Here is a 13,683-nt window from a genome sequence, read left to right as displayed (position 1 = left end):
TAGAGTCACGTCGACGCCCGCTCGGTCTCGGCGCTGGTGGCGTCACGCTTCTCCCCCCCCGCCCCGCATCCCCGCAGACTCCCGGAGTTCCGTCGTGCCCGTGCTCGCTCGACCGCGCGCCCTGAGCGCTGTGCTCGCCGGCCTCGCAGGCGCCGGCCTGGCCCTCTCGACCGTCGCGGCCGCCCCCGCCGAGGCCGACCCGCAGCAGCGCCCGATCGCCAACAGCGACGTCTTCAGCGTCTACGCCTCCGGTGAGTACTCACTCGACGTGCTCGCCAACGACGAGGTGACCTTCCTCAGCTCGGGTGACCTGACGTTGTGCGGGGTCGACGTCGACGAGGCGACCCAGCGCGTGCTCTACGCCGAGATCGACCGCGACGACCCCACGAAGATCTTCATCGAGACCAACCGGAACGCCGACGGTGTCGTCGCCTTCACCTACGACGCCTGCCAGGGCGGCTCCCGGGACACGACGACCGTCGCGCTCGACATCACGAAGCTGCAGTCCCCCAGGGTCGTCAAGCACAAGAAGCGCCGGGGCCGGATCGCCGCCGCCAACCGCAACGACGTCGACTTGATGATCGTCTGGGGCAGCAACCGCACCAACGTCGTCGACGGCAGCCGCGTCATCCCCGCGGACGCGAGGATCCGGATCAAGGTCAAGCGCAAGCGCGTCTTCTGGACGGCCTTCCTGCTCGACGGGGAGTCGGTGATCCTGGCCGGCGACGGCACCGTGGACAAGATCAAGAAGAAGAAGCGCAAGAAGTAGCGCCTCGACGGGCTGCGGTCACCTCCCGGGGATCGGCGCACCGGGGTCGTAGGGGACCCGCGTGTGGATGAACGAGGCGCACTCCAGATGAGTGGGGTGCACGGTCAGGACCTCACCGCGGTGGTAGCCGCGCACACCGACCAGCAGGCCGTCGTGGACCTCGAAGCGGCTTCCCTGCGCCCCACCCTGCAGGTGCCGCTGCTCCAGGCCACCGTCGTGCCAGCGGTGCTCGATCGCGGTGTTGCCCCAGAACCACAGGCCCACGGCACCGAGAGCCTCCGACGGCACGTGCGTCGTCGGGTGCCACGGTGAGCTGGGAGGTGCTGGAGCGGGTTCGCTCGTCAAGGCCGTGGGCACCGCCTCGCAGGCGAGGCCCGTCGTGGCGTTGCTCAGGACGATCGTGGCGTCAGCACGCTCGGGGTCGACGAACAGGCTGGCCAGGAAGCCGGGCATCGAGCCGGTGTGTCCGCACCAGGGTCGTCCGGCCACGTCCACCAGGCGCAGGCCCAGCCCGTAGCCCGACCCACTGCGCTCGGTGGCCATCTCGGCGGCCGTGCCAGGCGCCAGAACGTCGGGGCGGCGACCCGCGAGCACCCGGGACCACCGGGCGAGATCGCCCACGGTGCTCCAGGCCTGCCCGGCGGGAGCCATCGCACCGGTGTCGGTGTGAGGCTCTGGAGTGAGCCGGCCGGTGAAGTGCTCGACACTGTAGCCCGGAGCGTGGGGCGTCACCGGCGCGTACGTCGTGCGCTCCATGCCGAGCGGCGAGAGCAGCCGATCGACGACGCTCGACCACCAGGTCGTGCCGTGAGCTCGCGCGACGACCTCGCCGAGCAGTGCGTAGCCCAGGTTGGAGTAGTGGAACCACGACCCAGGTGGCGCCACCGCACCGGTCCCGTCGTTGGCCGCCTGCAGGTCAGCGAACGAGCCGCCCTCGGAGCGTTCCCACCACGGTCCGGCCGGCTCGCTCTGGAGACCGCCGGTGTGGCCCAGCAGGTCGGCGATCGAGATCTCGCCGTACGGCGTGCCCGGCAGGTGACTGCCGACCGGGTCGGCCAGCGAGAGCCGACCCGCGTCGCGCAGCTGCAGCACGAGCACCGCGGTGAAGGTCTTGGTGATGGAACCGACCCGGTAGGCGGTCTCGGGGTCGGCGCCGACACCCGCCTCGTCCACGACCACCCCGTCGCGCACCCGCGCCCCGACGACGGACGGGAGCCGGCCGTCGACCTGCAGCCGGAGCAGCCGGGACTCGAGGTCCGCGCTCACCGTTCGCTCACCCAGCACTCATTGCGCGAACGCCTCCGGAGGAGGGCAGGCGCACACGAGGTTGCGATCGCCGTAGGCCTGGTCGACGCGCGCGACCGGCGGCCAGTACTTGTCCGGGTCGATCCCCGTCGGGAACACCGCGAGCTCGCGGGAGTAGCCACGCTCCCACTCCCCCACCAGCGCCCGCGACGTGTGCGGGGCCCCACGCAAGGGAGAGGCATCCGCGGGCCACTCGCCGGCTGCGACCCGGTCGATCTCCTCGCGGATGGAGATCATCGCGTCGCAGAAGCGGTCGATCTCGACCAGGTCCTCGGACTCGGTGGGCTCGACCATCAGGGTGCCGGCCACCGGGAACGACATCGTCGGGGCGTGGAAGCCGTAGTCGATCAGTCGCTTCGCGACGTCGTCGACGGTGACGCCGGAGTCCTTCGTCAGTCCGCGGACGTCGAGGATGCACTCGTGGGCGACCAGTCCGCCGTGGCCCTTGTACAGCACCGGGAAGTGGTCGGCCAGCCGCTTGGCGACGTAGTTGGCCGACAGCACAGCGCTCGCCGTGGCACGGGTCAGCCCCTCTGCTCCCATCAAGCGGACGTAGGCCCAGGAGATCGGCAGGATGCCGGCCGAGCCGTACGGCGCCGCGCTGATCGGTCCGATCCCCTCCCGCTTGGCGGGCTCGGGGTGCTGGGCGTGGGAGGGCAGAAACGGGGCCAGGTGCTCGAGCACCGCCACCGGACCGACGCCGGGGCCGCCGCCACCGTGCGGGATGCAGAAGGTCTTGTGCAGGTTGAGGTGGGACACGTCGCCACCGAAGTCGCCGGGCTTGGCATAGCCCAGCAGCGCGTTGAGGTTGGCGCCGTCGACGTAGACCTGGCCGCCGTGACGGTGCACGAGGTCGCAGAGGTCGCCGATCGTGTCCTCGTAGGCTCCGTGCGTGGACGGGTAGGTGACCATGATCGCGGCGAGCGTGTCGGCGTGCTTCTCGCACTGCTGGTGCAGGTCGGAGAGGTCGACGGTGCCGTCGTCACCGGACTTCACGACCACGACCTTCATCCCCGCCATCACGGCCGAGGCGGCGTTGGTGCCGTGTGCCGAGCTCGGGATCAGGCAGACGTCGCGCTGCTGGTCACCTCGTGAGTGGTGGTAGCCCCGGATCGCCAGCAGCCCGGCGAGCTCGCCCTGCGACCCGGCGTTGGGCTGGATCGACACGCGGTCGTAGCCGGTCACCTCGGCCAGCCAGCCCTCCAGCTCGTCGACGAGACGTCGGTAGCCGAGGGCGTCCTCGGCGGGCACGAAGGGGTGCAGGTCGGCGAAGCCCGGCAGGGAGACCGGCTCCATCTCCGTGGTGGCGTTGAGCTTCATGGTGCAGGAGCCGAGCGGGATCATGCCCCGGTCGAGCGCGTAGTCGCGGGCCGAGAGCCGACGGAGGTAGCGCAGCATCTGGGTCTCGCTGTGGTGGCTCGAGAACACCTCGTGGGTCAGGAAGTCGGTCGTGCGCAGCAGGCTCTGCGGCACGGCGGGCACCGGCTCGACCTCCCTCGGGGCGATCGCGAAGGTGCGGTGCACAGCCGCGAGCGTGCTCGCTCCGCTCACCTCCGAGAAGGACAGACCGACGGTGTCCTCGTCGACGAGCCGCAGCTGCAGGCCTTCCTCACGGGCGGACTTCACGATGTCCTGGGCCCGACCCGGCACCGAGACGGTGAAGGTGTCGAAGAAGGCCGTGGTCAGCACCTCGTGCCCGGCCGCGGACAGCGAGGCCGCCGCCCGCGCGGCGAGATCGTGGGTGCGACGTGCGATCGCGCGCAGGCCCTCGGGACCGTGGTAGACGGCGTACATCGAGGCTACGACGGCCAGCAGCACCTGGGCGGTGCAGATGTTGGACGTCGCCTTGTCGCGCCGGATGTGCTGCTCGCGGGTCTGCAGGGCGAGCCGGTAGGCGGGCCGGCCCTCGGCGTCGACGGAGACCCCGACCAGGCGACCGGGCAGGTGCCGCTCGAGGCCGGCGGCGACGGCCATGAAGCCGGCGTGCGGGCCGCCGTAGAAGAGCGGCACGCCGAAGCGTTGCGACGAGCCGACCACGACGTCGGCGCCCAGCGTGCCGGGAGCCTCCAGCAGGGTGAGCGCCAGCAGGTCCGCGGCCACGACCGCGAGCGCGTTGCGCTCGTGGGCGGCCTCGATCAGCGGACGCGGGTCGAGGATCCGCCCCGAGGCTCCGGGGTACTGCACGAGCAGCCCGGACAGCTCCCCCTCGGGCAGCCCCTCGGAGAGGTCGGCCACCACCACGTCGATGCCCATCGCCTCGGCGCGGGTCCGCACGACGTCGATCGTCTGCGGCAGGGCGTCGGCGTCGACCACGAACGGACCGGCCGCCTTCCGGTTGCCACGGCGCACGAGCGTCATCGCCTCCGCGGCCGCGGTTCCCTCGTCGAGGAGCGAGGCGTTGGCGGTCGGCAGGCCCGTGAGGTCGCCGATGACGGTCTGGAAGTTGAGCAGCGCCTCGAGACGGCCCTGCGAGATCTCCGGCTGGTACGGCGTGTACGCGGTGTACCAGCTCGGGTCCTCGAGCACGTTGCGTCGTACGACGGGCGGTGTGATCGTCGCGTGGTAGCCCAGGCCGATCATCGCCTCGCCCGGCCGGTTGTCGGCGGCGATCTCGCGCAGCTCGCGAGCCGTCTCCTCCTCGCTGAGCGGCTCGGGGAGTGCCAGCGACGCGCTGCTGCGGATGCCGCCGGGCACCGCGGCTGACATGAGGTCGTCGAGGTTGTCGTAGCCGAGCGTGGCGAGCATCGTGGCGACGTCCTCGGGGCGCAGCCCGATGTGACGGTCGGCGAAGACGCGGGGCGAGATGTCGGGCTGGGGCACGGGTGGGGCTCCTAGACGCTACGGATCGCAGTCGGTCGGTGCCCTCCCCCTCTGTCACTCGTCGATGAGCTCCACAGGTGCCTGCTCCGCGCGGTCCGGGTGCCTGAGAGGTTCCGGGGAGGAATTGCCCCTTCGGCGCTTCGCTGGTGGTGCTGGTGCTCGAAGACTCTCCCGCGCGGGATCATCAGCACCAGGAATCTAGCAGGCCCGGTCACGCGGCCCGCAGACATGGGCCGGACATGACGACCGCGCCGCGGCCTCGAGGGCCACGACGCGGACGGGGTCGAAGAACCGCAGGGACTCAGCTGATCTTGCGGGCCTCGCGGCGTGCGGCCAGCTCGTCGGCCGCGGAGATCGCGGCAGCAGGCTCGTCGGCGCGCTCGCTGGGCAGCTCCGCGAGGGTGCCTTCGATCTCGCGCCACACACCGCCGATGGCGATCCCGAAGACTCCCTGACCACCCTGGAGCAGGTCGATGACCTCGTCGTTGGAGGTGCACTCGTAGACCGAGGCGCCGTCGCTCATCAACGTCACCCGGGTCAGGTCGTCGGTGCCACGCTCCCGCAGGTGGGTGACCGCGGTGCGGATCTGCTGCAGGGAGACGCCGGCGTCGAGCAGGCGCTTGATGATCTTGAGGATCAAGATGTCGCGGAAGGAGTAGAGCCGCTGCGAGCCCGAACCCTTGGCTCCCCGCACGGTGGGCTCGATCAGACCGGTTCGGGCCCAGTAGTCGAGCTGGCGGTAGGTGATCCCGGCGGCGTTGCAGGCGGTGGGACCGCGGTAGCCGACGTCGCTGGGCAGCGGCGAGACGTCGTCGGTGAACAACAGCCCCTGCTCGTCGGCAGACGCCTCGGCGCGCTCGTGGGCGACGCTGGGCTCCGGCTGGTTCTGCTCGTTCACACGGTCCTCCGTGGGGGTCTACTTCGTACGACGTAGCTCCGGGAAGGGTGACGCCTGGCGAGTCCGGGGACCAACCACACGCGTGGAGTTACAACGAAGACAGTTCAAGGTACGACGTGACACCGGGTCGGTCAAAGGCCACGCCCGGCGTGTCGCAAACCCTCAACCTCAGGTTGAGGCTGAGCGCACGGCGGCTCAGGGCTCGGCGTCGAAGTCCTCGGGAGTCACGTGGTCCAGGAACTCGCGGAACTTCTCGACCTCGTCCTCCTGCTCGGCCGGCACGGCCAACCCGGCCTCGTCGAGCACGTCCTCGTCGCACACGATCCGGGTGCCGGTGCGCAACGCCAGGGCGATGGAGTCCGAGGGCCGGGCACTGACCTCGACCCCGGAGTCGAAGACGAGCAGCGCGAAGAACACGCCGTCCTTGACGTCGGTGATGCGCACCTCGGTCAGCGGGTTGCCGGTCGCCTCGAGCACGTCCTTCATCAGGTCGTGGGTGAGCGGTCGTGGCGGGACGACGCCCTGCTGGGCGAAGGCGATCGCGGTCGCCTCCACGGCACCGATCCAGATCGGCAGGTAGCGCTCCCCCGTCACCTCACGCAGCAGCACGATGGGCTGGTTGGAAGGCATCTCGACCCTGACTCCCATGACATCGACTTCGCGCACACGCTCACCCTACCCCCGCGCCAAGTGCGCGTGGCAGGGCGAGGGGGGTCCCTCGCCGCCCGTCAGCGGCGTCGCAGACCGGCCTTGACCAGAGTGGCGTGCAGGCGCACCGACAGCGCCGCGATCTGGCTCATCGCATCCTCGGCACGTGCCCCCGCGGCCGCGTCGCGACCTCGCGCCAGCGGAGCGACCACCTGCTCCACGAGGCCCACCTCGCGGTCCGCCGCAGCCCGGAAGGCACGCAGGTGCCGGGGTTCGAGACCGAAGTCCGAGAGCTCCCGTGCCGTCTGGGCGATCACCAGGGCGTCGGTGTCGTAGTGACCGGTCCCGGTGCGGGAGGTGACCAGCCCGAACTGCTCGAGCGAGGCCAGCAGGTCCTCGTCGATGTCGGCGATCTTGATCAGCTCCTTGCGCGAGAGCCGCACGTTGTCCCGCCGAGCGAAGGACTCCGGGCTCGGTAGCCCGTCGGAGCTCAGCACGACGGTCGGTACCGTGGGCACCACGGGCTCGATCGGCGGCGGCTCGAGACCCCGGTCCAGCGCGTCCAGGTGCTCACCGATCACCCGCAGGGGCAGGTAGTGATCACGCTGCATCGTCAGGACGTAGCGCAGCCGGTCGACGTCCCCCGTGGAGAACTTGCGGTACCCGGCGGCGGTCCGCTCGGGCTTGATCAGCCCCTTGTCCTCCAGGAAGCGGATCTTCGGGATCGTGATGGAGTCGAAGTCCGGGCGCAGCAGGTCCAGGACCTGGCCGATCGTGAGGAGCTGGCCCGACGGGCGGGACTCACCCTCGTCGGCACCTGCGGGCAGTGCGGTCGCCATCGCCTCGACCGTCAGGAGAACCGGGCGTCGTGCCCGGAGAAGAACACCAACCGGTACTTGCCGATCTGCACCTCATCGCTGTCCTTGAGCCGCACCGTCTCGATGCGGTCGCGGTTGACGTAGGTCCCGTTGAGGCTACCGGCGTCACTGACGGTGAAGGAGTCCCCGTCGCGTCGGAAGACCGCGTGCTGGCGGGACACCGTGACGTCGTCGAGGAAGATCTCGCTCTCCGGGTGGCGACCGGCGTTGACCACGTCGGCGTCGAGCAGGAAGCGACTGCCCGCACCGGGCCCCTTCTGCACCACGAGCAGTGCATGCCCCGCAGGCAGGGCATCGACCGCGGCCGCGTCGACCGCGTTGAGCTGGCGGTCGGAGGTCTCCACCTTGTCGGCGCCCACGCCGATCTGGATCGTGGCGGTGGACTCCCCGGTCGGCTCGGCCGGGCCGGCGCCGGAGGTCGACCCGGCGTCACCGACACTGACGAGCCGGGTGCCGCACTGGGCGCAGAACCGAGCGTCGTCCGGGTTCTGTCGGCCGCAGGCGGTGCAGAAGGGCATCGGGCTCTCCAGTCACGAGATCGGGGGGTGGGAGTGGTCTGCGACGGGGCAAACCCTCACTACCGGGCTGAGGTTGACGGTTGTTGCGAACCTACCAGCAGCGGTGCTGCGCGGCTCAGGCTTCGAGCGAGGCCGTGTAGGTCTCGGCCGGCATCAGCGCGTCGACCGCAGCACTGGGCGAGCCGTCCGAGGGCATCACCTCGAAGAGCCACCCCGCGCCGTACGGGTCGGAGTTCACCAGCTCGGGAGTCGCGTCCAGCGCCTCGTTGCGCGCGACCACCTCACCGGTCACCGGCGCGTAGATGTCGCTGACCGACTTGGTCGACTCCAGCTCACCGCAGGTGCTGCCGGCCTCGACCGATTCGCCCAACTCGGGAAGGGAGACGTAGACGATGTCCCCCAGGGCGTCCTGGGCGTACTCGGTGATCCCCACGCGCACCGAGCCGTCGTGCTCGCCCGGCGTGCGCACCCACTCGTGCTCGGCGGTGTACTTCAGGTCCTCGGGGTACAACTGCTTCCTCCATCACCGGGGGGCTGCTCAGGCATCGAGCGATCTGGGGCCGCTCGCGCGGACAGGCTACTTGCCGACGGCGATCCGTCACGGGTCCGGGGTCGCGAACTCCGGCTGCACCAGACGGCGCACGGCGTCGATGTCCAGCGACGCCAGCTCGGTCACCTCGACGACCGCCCCGTCGTCGCGCAGCTGCTTCAGTGGGCCCACCGGCAACCGCATCGCGCTGGCGAGCGTGTTGGACACCCCGATGACGTCGATCACGTAGGGCGACTCGACCAGGGTGCCGTCGATCACCAGTCCTCCCACGCCGTCCTCGAAGGAGGTCTGGGCCACCGCGCGCACCTGACCGTTGACCTGGATCGCCTCCGCGCTGTTGGAGCGCAGCTCCTGGATCACGTCCAGCATCGAGGAGACCGTGACGCGACCGGTCTGCTCGGTGATCGTCACCCGGATGCCGGGCCCGGTCACCGGGACCACACCGGCCAGGACGTTGAGGCTGTCGACCTCCTGCTGGGCCTGGTCCACGGCGGTGCTGCGTTGTCCCGCCTCGGAGCGGAGCTCGCTGCGGGCAGAGGTGAGCCGGTCGATCTCGGCCTGGGTGCGCTGCGTCGTGCCCGAGAGACCGGCCAGCACGTCGATGAGGTCCTGCTCGCGCAGCCCCGCATAGCTCGAGGAGTCCTCGGTTGCCTGGATCTGCACGACGGCGGCGAAGCCCACGATCGCGAGCAGGATGCCGACGACGACTTGGCTGCGAGAGGGCCTGCGCAGCGCGTCCCACAGCCGCGACCGGCCCGTGGGGCGCTCCGGATCAGGCATGGAAGAGATGACGCCGGATCGCGGCGACGTTGGAGAAGATGCGAATTCCGAGCACGACGATGACTCCGGTCGACAGCTGGCCACCGACTCCGAGCCGGTCCCCGAGGTAGACGATACCGGCCGCGATGAAGACGTTGCTCACGAACGAGACGACGAAGACCTTGTCGTCGAAGATGCCGTCCAGGTAGGCCCGCAGTCCACCGAACACGGCATCCAGCGCGGCCACCACGGCGATGGGCAGGTAGGGCTCGAGACCGAGCGGCACGTCGGGTTGGAAGACCAGCCCCAGGAGCACGCCGAGGAGCAGGCCGAGGGCTGCGATCACGGCTCCTCCTCCGTCGTCGGTGTAGCCCTGGGTCGGGCCGGGGGCTCGTTCTCCACCAGGACGTCGCCTACGTCCGTGGACGCCGACAGCAGCCGGAGGTACGACTGTGGCCCGGACTGCAGTGACATCGATCCGACATTCTCCACGTCGTAGGTGAAGCCGTAGAAGTCGGCCTTGCCGGCGAACGCCAGGCCGGACGTCGTGTCGAACAGCTCGGCCGACAGGGTACGGGTGTCGCCGATCGCCTCGACGACGTATGGCGCCGAGACACCGCGGTTGTTCACCAGGATCGCCTGACCGCCGATCCGGATCGCGCTCATCGAGGTCAGCCGCTGGCCGTTGACGGAGATGGCCTCGGCTCCGGCCTCCCACAGGCCGTTGACCAGCAGGGTGAGGTCGGAGTCGTGGATCTGCTGGACCTCGTCGGCGTCGGGCCGCTCCTGGACGGTCACCCGCACTCCTTCTCCGGTTACCCCGATGAAGCCGGCCCGCACCTGGAGCCGCCGGTTGCGGACCAGCGCCTCCTGCTCGGTGTCGGCGAGCTGCCCGAGGCTCGCTTCGAGGGCGAGATTGCCGTCGCGCAGAGCGGCGACACGCTCCTGCTGGCTCGAGAGGACAGCGCGCTCCGCCTCCAGGCGGTCGATCAGCGTGGCTCGTCCGGCGTCGTCGACGTCGGCGTTCTGCGAGGTCTGCACGAACGCGGTCGAGACCAGCACGCCGAAGACCGCGACGACCACGGCCGCGACCCGGTGCGGTCGCCCCTTCGGCGGACGTGGCGCCCCGGCGGCGCGCTGCTCGGCCGCGACCAGGTAGTCCTCGTCCAACGACTGGTGGGTGATCAGCGTCAGCAGCGGCAGGTGCACCCGCTCGGGCAGCAGGTCGGTCTCCGACCGGGACGAGTCTGGTGAGGACGACACCTGATCACCTGCGCTCGGTCGTCGCGAGCAGACGTCGTACCTGCCAGGCGTAGAGCACGCCTGCCCACCAGTAGAGCGCGATCCCCCAGATGGCGAAGGCCCAGCCGAAGACCTGGGCCAGCGTGGCCACCGTGCCCTCTCCGTCACCCAGCAGGAGCAGCGGGAAGGCGTAGAGGAGGTTGAACGTGGCCGCCTTGCCCAGGAAGTGCACCGGCAGCGCGCTGTACCCCCGGGTGCGCAACAGCGGGACGAGTCCCCACATCAAGGCATCCCGCAGGGGGAGCGAGACCGCGACCCACCACGGGATGACGTCGCGCAGCGCGAGAGCGACCACGACGGCCAGGATGTAGAGCCGGTCCGCGACCGGGTCGAGGATCTGCCCGACAACCGACTGCTGGTCGAGCTTGCGGGCCAACCAGCCGTCCAGGTAGTCGGTGATGCCCGAGGCGACGAGCAGGGCCAGGGCCCATCCGTCCTCCTCGGGACCGAGGACGAGGTACAGGAAGAGCGGCACGCCGAGCAGGCGCAGCGCGCTGAGGGCGTTGGGAAGGGTCCACACCAGCGTCGCCGACCGCTCGGCACCGGGCGCCACGTCACCTGCCACGGGAACTCACCCTAAACGCCTCGGCCGGCGGATTCGGGACCCGCACGGTTCACGACGTCTCGTCGAGGTGGGCACCGTCGCGGATCTCCCCGACCAGCTCCTCGATGACGTCCTCCAGGGTGGCCAGCCCTACGGTCGCGCCGCCGGAGTCGACGACGCGTGCCATGTGGGCGCCCCGGCGTTGCAGGACCTCGAGCGTCTCGTGGAGCGGAGCGTCCTCGGCGACGGGCGCGAACGGACGGATCCACTTGTCGTCGATCGGCAGCCTGCGGCGCTGCTCGTCGGGCTCGAGCACGTCCTTGATGTGCAGGTAGCCGAGGAGCTCGCCGCCCGAGGCAGACACCGGGAAGCGGCTGAAGCCGGTGGAGGCGCACAACGCCTCCACGTCCGCGGCGCTCGACCCCCGCACGATGGTCTCGAGCGTGTCGGGGGTCAGCAGCACGAGGTCGACCGTCTTCTCGGTGAAGCCCAGCGCTCCGGCGAGACGGTCGTACTCGTGGGCCTCCAACAGCCCCTCGCCGCGCGACTCCTCGACCAGGGCGGCGACCTCCTCGCGGGTGTAGGTCGAGCTCACCTCGTCCTTGGGCTCGACGCGGATGAGCCGCAGGGTCGCGTTGGCGATCGCGTTGAGGGAGACGATGATCGGGCGCAGCACCGTCACGACACCCACCAGGACCGGCGCCAGGACCAGGGCGGAGCGCTCCGGGCCGGCGATGGCGATGTTCTTCGGGACCATCTCGCCCAGCACCACGTGCAGGGACACCACGACGACGAGCGCCAGGGAGAACGCGATCGGGTGGACCAGCGCCTCCGGGATGCCCCAGCTCTCGAACAGCGGCTCGATGAGGTGCGCCAGTGCGGGCTCGCCGACCGCACCGAGGCCCAGCGAGCAGATGGTGATGCCGAGCTGGGCCCCGGCCATCATCAGGGAGACGTTCTCCATGGCCCGCAGGGTCGTCTTGGCGGCGCGGGAGCCCTGCTGCGCCCGTGGCTCGATCTGGCTGCGACGAGCAGAGATGAGCGCGAACTCGGCACCGACGAAGAAGGCGTTGAAGGCGAGCAGCAGTACCGCGACGAGAAGCGCACCGTAGTCACTCATCGACGTCCACCCCCGCGTCGTGGAGACGCAGCGCGAGTCGGTCGACCCGCAGCCCGTCCATGTGCTCCACGGAGAGTACGGCGAGCAGTCGTCGCCGCTCGTCGGGCTCGCTGCGGTCGGGGACCTCGACCTCGGCGATGTCGCCCGCACGGGGGATCCTGCCCAGCACCGTCAGGACGAGGCCGGCGATCGTGTCGTAGTCCTCGCTCTCGGGCAGCTCGATGCCGGTCACGTCCTCGACCTCGTCGGGTCGGAGCAGTCCCGACAGCGACCAGGAGCCGTCGCGACGCTGGCGCGCGCGGGCCCCGAGCCGGTCGTGCTCGTCGGAGATGTCGCCGACGATCTCCTCGATGACGTCCTCGAGGGTCACGATCCCGGCATGGCCGCCGTACTCGTCGAGCACCACGGCCATCTGGAAACCGTCGGCGCGCAGGAGGGCCATCAGTGGGTCCAGCCGCAGGGAGTCGGGCACCACGACGGGCTTGGCCATCAGGTGCTTGACCTTGGTCGTGGAGCGCTCGTGGACGGGTAGAGCCACCGCGTTCTTGACGTGGACCGTGCCCACGACGTTGTCGTCGTCGTCGAGGACCGGGAAGCGGGAGTGACCGGTGTGGCGGGTCAGGTCGATGACGGCGCTGGCGCGGTCGTTGACCTCCATCGAGCGGGTGCGGACCCGGGGCGTCATGATCTCCCCCGCGGTGCGGGTGCCGAACTCCACCGACCGCTCCATCAGCTCGGCGGTGTCGGCGTCCAGGGTGCCCTCGTCGGCGGAGCGCGAGATCAGGCTCGCGAGCTCGGTGGAGCTGCGTGCGGACCTCAGCTCCTCCTGCGGCTCCATCCCGAGCCGCCGCACGATGGCGTTGGCAGAGCCGTTCAGGACGTGGATGGGCCCCCGCATGGCCGCGGTGAACCATCGCATCGGCCGCTGCGTGGCGCGCGCTGTCGCCATCGGCAGGGCGATCGCGACGTTCTTGGGCACCAGCTCGCCGAACAGCATCGTCATCACCGTGCTCAGCGTCAGCGCGACGGCCAACGCCGTCGGACGCACGGCGCCCTCGGACAGACCCAGGAACGTCAGGGGGTCGGTGAGCAGCTCGGAGATCGCCGGCTCGGCCAGGAACCCGATGCCGAGGTTGGTCACCGTGATGCCGACCTGGGCCCCGGAGAGCTGGGTCGAGAGCGAGCGGAGGGCGTGCTGGACGCCGATCGCCGCGGTCTCGCCCTCGGCGGCCTCACGGTCCACCTGGTTGCGGTCCACGGTGACCAGTGCGAACTCTGCCGCGACGAACAGGCCGCAGGCAGCGACCAGCAGGAGCGCCACCCCGAGCAGGAGCCAGGCCATCACGCCACCCCGCCCGCAGGTCGGAGCTGGAGCGGGGCCGAGAGGTCACGCGGGTACGTACTTTGAGAGCCGTCCATCGGGCGGTTCGTTGTCCTTCTTCGTGGTCGCTTCGTGTTCGTCGGGGGTGCGAGCAGCCTAGCCGGGCGGTGGTGGGAGCTGCCGGTCGGTCACTCCGGCTAGTGTGCTGTCAGGTTGAAGCGGTCACTTTTGGTTGATCGCGGTGCAGTAGC

The 13,683-nt window shown here is 70.3% G+C and carries 14 protein-coding genes and 1 riboswitch; of the genes, 1 reads left to right on the top strand and 13 read right to left on the bottom strand.

Features of this window, described 5'->3' with window-relative positions; genetic code table 11:
- Positions 1 to 100: 100 nt before the first annotated feature.
- Entirely contained in the window at positions 101 to 769 is a 669-nt protein-coding gene (locus tag Q1K33_RS05340; RefSeq protein ID WP_300401418.1) for a hypothetical protein, read from the top strand.
- 18 nt (positions 770 to 787) lie between these two features.
- On the opposite strand, the gene Q1K33_RS05335 is transcribed toward Q1K33_RS05340, so the two are convergent.
- The 13 genes from Q1K33_RS05335 to Q1K33_RS05275 all read right to left on the bottom strand — a co-directional run bounded on the left by Q1K33_RS05335 (position 788) and on the right by Q1K33_RS05275 (position 13,453).
- Positions 788 to 2,035 carry a serine hydrolase domain-containing protein gene (locus tag Q1K33_RS05335; protein ID WP_300401416.1) on the bottom strand — a complete coding sequence of 416 codons (1,248 nt, stop codon included), beginning with the start codon at positions 2,033 to 2,035 and terminating at the stop codon, positions 788 to 790.
- Between the two features lie 18 nt (positions 2,036 to 2,053).
- On the bottom strand, positions 2,054 to 4,894 hold the full coding sequence (gene gcvP / locus Q1K33_RS05330) for an aminomethyl-transferring glycine dehydrogenase (RefSeq protein WP_300401414.1): 2,841 nt from the start codon (positions 4,892 to 4,894) through the stop codon (positions 2,054 to 2,056).
- A gap of 81 nt (positions 4,895 to 4,975) precedes the next feature.
- Positions 4,976 to 5,078, bottom strand: a riboswitch (glycine riboswitch).
- Positions 5,079 to 5,195: 117 nt separating this feature from the next.
- Positions 5,196 to 5,792, bottom strand: coding sequence for a MerR family transcriptional regulator (locus Q1K33_RS05325; RefSeq protein ID WP_300401412.1), 597 nt, complete (start codon positions 5,790 to 5,792; stop codon positions 5,196 to 5,198).
- 195 nt (positions 5,793 to 5,987) lie between these two features.
- Complete coding sequence (locus tag Q1K33_RS05320) at positions 5,988 to 6,458, bottom strand: bifunctional nuclease family protein (protein ID WP_300401410.1); 471 nt, start codon at positions 6,456 to 6,458, stop codon at positions 5,988 to 5,990.
- A gap of 62 nt (positions 6,459 to 6,520) precedes the next feature.
- Positions 6,521 to 7,279 carry a MerR family transcriptional regulator gene (locus Q1K33_RS05315; RefSeq protein WP_300401407.1) on the bottom strand — a complete coding sequence of 253 codons (759 nt, stop codon included), beginning with the start codon at positions 7,277 to 7,279 and terminating at the stop codon, positions 6,521 to 6,523.
- Positions 7,280 to 7,290: 11 nt separating this feature from the next.
- On the bottom strand, positions 7,291 to 7,836 hold the full coding sequence (locus Q1K33_RS05310; protein WP_300401405.1) for an FHA domain-containing protein: 546 nt from the start codon (positions 7,834 to 7,836) through the stop codon (positions 7,291 to 7,293).
- 115 nt (positions 7,837 to 7,951) lie between these two features.
- Positions 7,952 to 8,347 (bottom strand): glycine cleavage system protein GcvH, encoded by a 396-nt coding sequence (gene gcvH, locus Q1K33_RS05305; RefSeq protein WP_300401403.1) that lies wholly within the window; start codon positions 8,345 to 8,347, stop codon positions 7,952 to 7,954.
- Positions 8,348 to 8,434: 87 nt separating this feature from the next.
- Entirely contained in the window at positions 8,435 to 9,166 is a 732-nt protein-coding gene (locus Q1K33_RS05300; RefSeq protein ID WP_300401401.1) for a DUF881 domain-containing protein, read from the bottom strand.
- Entirely contained in the window at positions 9,159 to 9,491 is a 333-nt protein-coding gene (locus Q1K33_RS05295; protein ID WP_300401399.1) for a small basic family protein, read from the bottom strand. Before Q1K33_RS05295 ends, Q1K33_RS05300 begins: the two co-directional genes overlap by 8 nt.
- Entirely contained in the window at positions 9,488 to 10,408 is a 921-nt protein-coding gene (locus Q1K33_RS05290) for a DUF881 domain-containing protein (RefSeq protein WP_300401397.1), read from the bottom strand. The genes Q1K33_RS05295 and Q1K33_RS05290 overlap by 4 nt, the downstream gene beginning before the upstream one ends.
- Before the next feature lie 4 nt (positions 10,409 to 10,412).
- The gene (locus Q1K33_RS05285) at positions 10,413 to 11,012 is read right to left on the bottom strand and encodes a CDP-alcohol phosphatidyltransferase family protein (protein ID WP_300401395.1); all 600 of its coding nucleotides are present in this window, start codon (positions 11,010 to 11,012) and stop codon (positions 10,413 to 10,415) included.
- Positions 11,013 to 11,061: 49 nt separating this feature from the next.
- Positions 11,062 to 12,111, bottom strand: coding sequence for a hemolysin family protein (locus Q1K33_RS05280; protein ID WP_300401393.1), 1,050 nt, complete (start codon positions 12,109 to 12,111; stop codon positions 11,062 to 11,064).
- Complete coding sequence (locus Q1K33_RS05275; protein WP_300401391.1) at positions 12,104 to 13,453, bottom strand: hemolysin family protein; 1,350 nt, start codon at positions 13,451 to 13,453, stop codon at positions 12,104 to 12,106. The genes Q1K33_RS05280 and Q1K33_RS05275 overlap by 8 nt, the downstream gene beginning before the upstream one ends.
- Positions 13,454 to 13,683 lie beyond the last annotated feature (230 nt).

The sequence above is a fragment of the Nocardioides sp. genome, from assembly GCF_029937575.1.
In the GTDB taxonomy this organism is placed as follows: Bacteria; Actinomycetota; Actinomycetes; order Propionibacteriales; family Nocardioidaceae; genus Nocardioides.
The sequence above is the reverse complement of the archived record's forward strand: the minus strand, read 5'-3'. Positions and strand labels throughout refer to the sequence as shown.